Origin of the sequence: Acidiphilium sp. PM, from assembly GCF_000219295.1 — a bacterium.
In the GTDB taxonomy this organism is placed as follows: domain Bacteria; phylum Pseudomonadota; class Alphaproteobacteria; order Acetobacterales; family Acetobacteraceae; genus Acidiphilium; species Acidiphilium multivorum.
On the sequence record NZ_AFPR01000445.1, the window covers coordinates 1 to 4,318 of the forward strand.

The 4,318-nt window shown below is 68.3% G+C and carries 6 protein-coding genes; 3 read left to right on the plus strand and 3 right to left on the minus strand.

Features of this window, described 5'->3' with window-relative positions; genetic code table 11:
• On the plus strand, nt 1-518 hold a 518-nt coding region (locus tag APM_RS13425), incomplete at its 5' end, for a pyridoxal-phosphate dependent enzyme (RefSeq protein WP_007423905.1).
• On the opposite strand, the gene APM_RS13430 is transcribed toward APM_RS13425, so the two are convergent.
• From APM_RS13430 to APM_RS13440, 3 genes are read right to left on the minus strand one after another with little or no spacing between them, the layout of a single operon-like run.
• Entirely contained in the window at nt 512-1,507 is a 996-nt protein-coding gene (locus APM_RS13430; protein ID WP_011941443.1) for a substrate-binding domain-containing protein, read from the minus strand. The genes APM_RS13425 and APM_RS13430 overlap by 7 nt on opposite strands.
• A 49-nt stretch (nt 1,508-1,556) precedes the next feature.
• A complete protein-coding gene (locus APM_RS13435) occupies nt 1,557-2,591 on the minus strand; it encodes an ABC transporter permease (RefSeq protein WP_007423907.1) in 1,035 nt (344 codons plus the stop codon).
• Entirely contained in the window at nt 2,588-3,436 is an 849-nt protein-coding gene (locus APM_RS13440; RefSeq protein ID WP_007423908.1) for an ATP-binding cassette domain-containing protein, read from the minus strand. Before APM_RS13440 ends, APM_RS13435 begins: the two co-directional genes overlap by 4 nt.
• A 180-nt stretch (nt 3,437-3,616) precedes the next feature.
• Between APM_RS13440 and APM_RS13445 the strand changes: the two genes are divergently transcribed.
• Both APM_RS13445 and APM_RS13450 read left to right on the plus strand, forming a co-directional pair.
• Nucleotides 3,617-4,057, plus strand: a complete 441-nt coding sequence (locus APM_RS13445; RefSeq protein WP_007423909.1) for a cupin domain-containing protein — start codon at nt 3,617-3,619, stop codon at nt 4,055-4,057.
• Between the two features lie 7 nt (nt 4,058-4,064).
• Nucleotides 4,065-4,318, plus strand: a 254-nt coding sequence (locus APM_RS13450) for an FAD-dependent monooxygenase (RefSeq protein WP_007423910.1), incomplete at its 3' end; no start/stop codon positions are given.

Consider the following 4,318-nt stretch of genomic DNA (forward strand, 5'->3'; position numbering starts at 1 on the left):
CCGGCGTCGGCGGCCTCGCCGCCGCGGTCGCCGGCCATCTCGCCGAACGCCTCGGCGCGCGGCGGCCGACGCTCGTCGTCGTCGAGCCCGACCGCGCCGCCTGCGTGCTGGAGACCGCGCGCGCCGGACGCCCCGTCCGCATCGCCGCCGGCGCGCCAACGGTGATGGCCATGCTCGAATGCTACGAAACCTCGCTCGTCGCCTGGCGCATCCTCGCCCGCGCCGCCGACGCCTTCATGACGGTGAGCGAGGAGGACGCCGTCGCGGCGATGAACCGCCTCGCCCGGCCCGAGGCCGGCGACATGGCGGTGGTGGCCGGCGAAAGCGGCGGTGCCGGTCTCGCCGGCCTGCTCCGCGTCGCCGGCGATGCCGGGGCACGGCAGGCGCTCGGCTGCGGCGCGGAGGCGCGGATCCTGGTCTTCAATACCGAGGGCGCGACCGACACGGCGCGCTACCGCGACCTCGTCGGCCTCGACCCGGCGCTCGTGGCCGGCGCCGGGTCAGCGCCGGATCAGTAATAGCCCTTCTTGATCAGCGGCTCGATCTTGTCGAGCAGCGCCTTGTCGTCGGTGCCGGCGGCGGTGTTGACGTTCATGCCCTCGAGGTCGAACCGCTTGGTCAGCACGCACTGCACCACCGGCAGGAAGCCCTGCATGTAGAGCTGCTGGTTCAGCGTCGCGGCGATGTAGCCGCTCTTCACCCCGGCGATGGTGGTCGGCGCGAGATCGATGCCGCCGACGACGATCTGCCCGGGCTTCTTGCCGGCCTCCTGCAACGCCTTCGGAATGAACGAGGTCACCAGCCCCTGCTGCGTGCCGATCGCCTTGAGCTTCGGATGCCGCTCGATGAAGGCGACGAGGATCGGCACCGACAGCGCCGGATCGGCGTTGACGGCGTTCGAGATGTTGAGCTTGTAGACCTTGAGCCCGGCCTTCTTCAGCCCCATCACCAGGCCCTCGTCGGATTCGCCGCGGATCCCCTCGGCGAAGACGCCGTATTCGAGCGCCTCGTCACCCGGCTTCAGGTGCCCGGCCTTGACCATCGCCGCCGCGGTGGTCTCGCCGCCCTGCACGAGATAGGTGCCGACATAGCCGAACCCGTTGGTCCGGTATTTCGCCTCGAGCTTGGGCAGCGGCACGTTCCCGGCGGTGACCACCATGCCCTGGGCCTCGGCCTTGCTCACCAGCGGCGCGAAGGCGGCGTTGCCCGGATGGCCCATGATCTCGGCGCATTGCGGCCCGGCGGCGATGGCCTGGCGGAACTGCTCGATCATCTTTTCCGGCTGCCAGTCGGAATATTGCGAGATCAGCCGCACGCCGAGCGCCTTGGCCGCCGCCTTGGCGCCGAGTTCGCGCGGCAGCGTCGAGGCGTCGCCGGGGCTGCCGCCCATCTGGAAATACATGGTCAGCCCGGCGCCGAGCTTGTGCTGCGGGGCCGCGGCGGCCGTGCCGCAGAACAGCGCCGCCGCGATGGCGGCCGCCGAAGCGAAGGACATCCTGAGTTTCATCCCGTCTCTCCCTTTGTTTGCCTTGAGGTGCCCGTCATGCCGGCGGGCTTTACTCGCGTTGCATCAGTCGTCGCTGCAGAGCCTTCACCCTCGCCGGGTCGCCGAGACCGGTGTGCAGCACCACCGCGGCGACGAACACGAGGCCGACGATCACCTCGACCCAGAACCCCGAAACCCCGGTCGCGACGATCCCGGCATCGAGCATGCCGATGATCATGGCGCCGAAGAAACTGCCGACCACGGTGGCCGATCCGCCGAACACCGAGGAACCGCCGATGAACACGGCGGCGAGCGCCGAGAGCAGCAGCCCCTGGCCCTGCGTCGAGAAATAGCTGAGATTGGCGACGGTCATCAGGAAGCTCGCGAAGCCGGCGAGCGCGCCCATCAGGGTGAACAGCTTGATCCGCTCGCGGACCGTGTTGATCCCGACCACCCGCGCCACCTCGCGCGAGTCGCCGATGAACAGCAGGTGCTCGCCGAAGCGGTGCCGGTTCAGGATCGCCCAGATCAGCGCCGCGACGGCCACCGCCCACAGCGCCTCCACCGGCACGCCGAGCAGCGTCCCCGAGAACACCCGCGCGATCACGGTGCCGGTCAGGTCGTTCAGCGCGTAGGACAGGCCGCCCGAAAGCACGGTCGCCACACCGCTCCAGAAGAACGACGTGCCGATGGTGATGATGATCGAGGGAATGCCGAGTGCGGCGACCAGCCAGCCATTGATCACGCCCACCAGCGCGCCGCCGCCGATCGCGGCGACCAGGCCGAGCCAGGGCATGTGCAGCTTGTCGGCGCAGAACGCGAACAGGAAGCCCGACAGCGCGATGACCGCCGGGAACGACAGGTCGATCTCCCCGGCCGCGATCACCAGCGTGAGGCCGAGCGAGAGCACCAGCATCGGCGGAATCGTGACGAGGAAGGAATTGTAGATCGGCCAGCGGAGGAAAACCTCCGGCGCGAAGCCGATATAGATGCCGATCAGCGCGAAGAACACGACGATGATCGGCACCGCGCCGAGATGCGCGTGCCAGCGCGGGGAGGATTTCGGCGCCGCCGGGCGTCCCGTGCTCACGTCGCTGCCGCTCATGCGTGGCCTCCTGTTGCCGGCGTGCCGTGTTGCAGGTCGATCAGGAACCGGGTGAGATCCTCGAGGGTCATCTCCGCCGGCCGTATGTTGGCGACGATGCGCCCGCGGTCGAGCACCACCAGCCGGTCCGCCAGCGCGTGCACATGCGCGAGATTGTGCTCGATATAGATCGCCGCCCGCCCCGAGCGCTTGATCGAGCGGACGAAGTCCAGCACCTTCTGCACCTCGCTGATGGCGAGCGCCGTGGTCGGCTCGTCGAGGATGATCAGGTCGGAATCGAAATGCATCGCCCGGCCGATCGCGATGCCCTGCCGCTCGCCGCCCGACAGCTTGGCGACGGTCGAATCCGCGTCGATCCCGACGCCGCGGAACCCGAGCTGGCGCTGCAGGATCTCGTTGGCGATGCGCCGCTGCTCGCGCACGTTGATGAAGCCGAAGCGGTTGACGATCTGCCGGCCGACGAAGAAGTTCCGCCACAGCGGCTGCTTCTCGCCGAGCGACTTCTCCTGGTACACGGTCTCGAATTTCAGCGAATGCGCGCGCCGGACCGAATAATTGTAGAGGTCCACCGCCTCGTCGCGAATATAGAGCCGCCCCGAACTCGGCCGCACCACGCCGGTCAGCGCCTTGATGAGGGTGGACTTGCCGGCGCCGTTATCGCCGATCAGGCCGACAATCTCGTTGCGCCCGATCGCCAGATCTATATTGTCGAGGGCGCGGACCTTGCCGAACGAGACGCAGAGTTTCTCGGCGCGGACGATGTCGGACCAGCCGCCGGCCGCCCTCCTGTCTTCGTTCGGCGTGCCGCCGCCGGAAGCTGCGATCGCGTTGCCTGTTGCGCCCATGTTTCGGCTTTCGTTGACGTTTCCAGCCGTTGATTATCGATGAAAAACAGGTCAAGTCAACAGTTCCGTTATCGCCGGCCTACAATTTTCCGTGCGGCCCCGCACCGGCTTTCCGCCGCGCGCCGTCTTGCCCGCGCCGCCGCCGCCTGATTTAACCATGCGAAACAGGGGAGACCGACCATGAACGAAATGCCGCCGGGAATCACCAGGGCCGACGAGGGGATCGGCGGCGTGGTCTGGAACGTCCTCGGCCAGACCTACACGCTGAAGCAGGAGTCGGAGCATTCGATGGCTTGGCACGCGGTCTTCCCGCCCGGCACCTTCGTCCCCCCGCACATCCACCCGACGCAGGACGAATTCATCTACATGCTGGAGGGAAAATTCGATCTCTGGCTCGACGGGCAGGATCTGTCGGCCGGCCCCGGCGACCTGGTCCGCATGCCGATGAACAGACCGCACGGCATCTTCAACCGTTCCGACGCCGACGTGAAATGCGTGTTCTGGGTCGCCCCCAGCCGCTCGCTGCGCGCCCTGTTCGAGCGCATCCACAACCTCGCCGACCCCGCCGAGGTCGTCCGCATCGCGGCCGAGCACGAGGTCCATTTCCTGCCGCCGGGCTGAACCCGCCATGCGCGTGCTCATCGCCGGCGGCGGCATCGGCGGGCTCACCCTCGCCCTCATGCTGCACCGACACGGCATCGAGTGCCGGGTGCTGGAGGCCGCGCCGGCAATCCGCCCGCTCGGCGTCGGCATCAACATCCTGCCGCACGCCGTCCGCGAACTCGCCGCCCTCGGCCTGCTGCCCGCGCTCGACGAAATCGGCCTGCGCACCCGCGCGCTCTCCTACCTCAACCATCGCGGCCAGGTGATCTGGACCGAGAC

Coding starts and splice junctions, on each gene's coding strand:
- APM_RS13430 (WP_011941443.1), bottom strand. CDS start 1,507: ATGAAACTCAGGATGTCCTTCGCTTCGGCGGCCGCCATCGCGGCGGCG.
- APM_RS13435 (WP_007423907.1), bottom strand. CDS start 2,591: ATGAGCGGCAGCGACGTGAGCACGGGACGCCCGGCGGCGCCGAAATCC.
- APM_RS13440 (WP_007423908.1), bottom strand. CDS start 3,436: ATGGGCGCAACAGGCAACGCGATCGCAGCTTCCGGCGGCGGCACGCCG.
- APM_RS13445 (WP_007423909.1), top strand. CDS start 3,617: ATGAACGAAATGCCGCCGGGAATCACCAGGGCCGACGAGGGGATCGGC.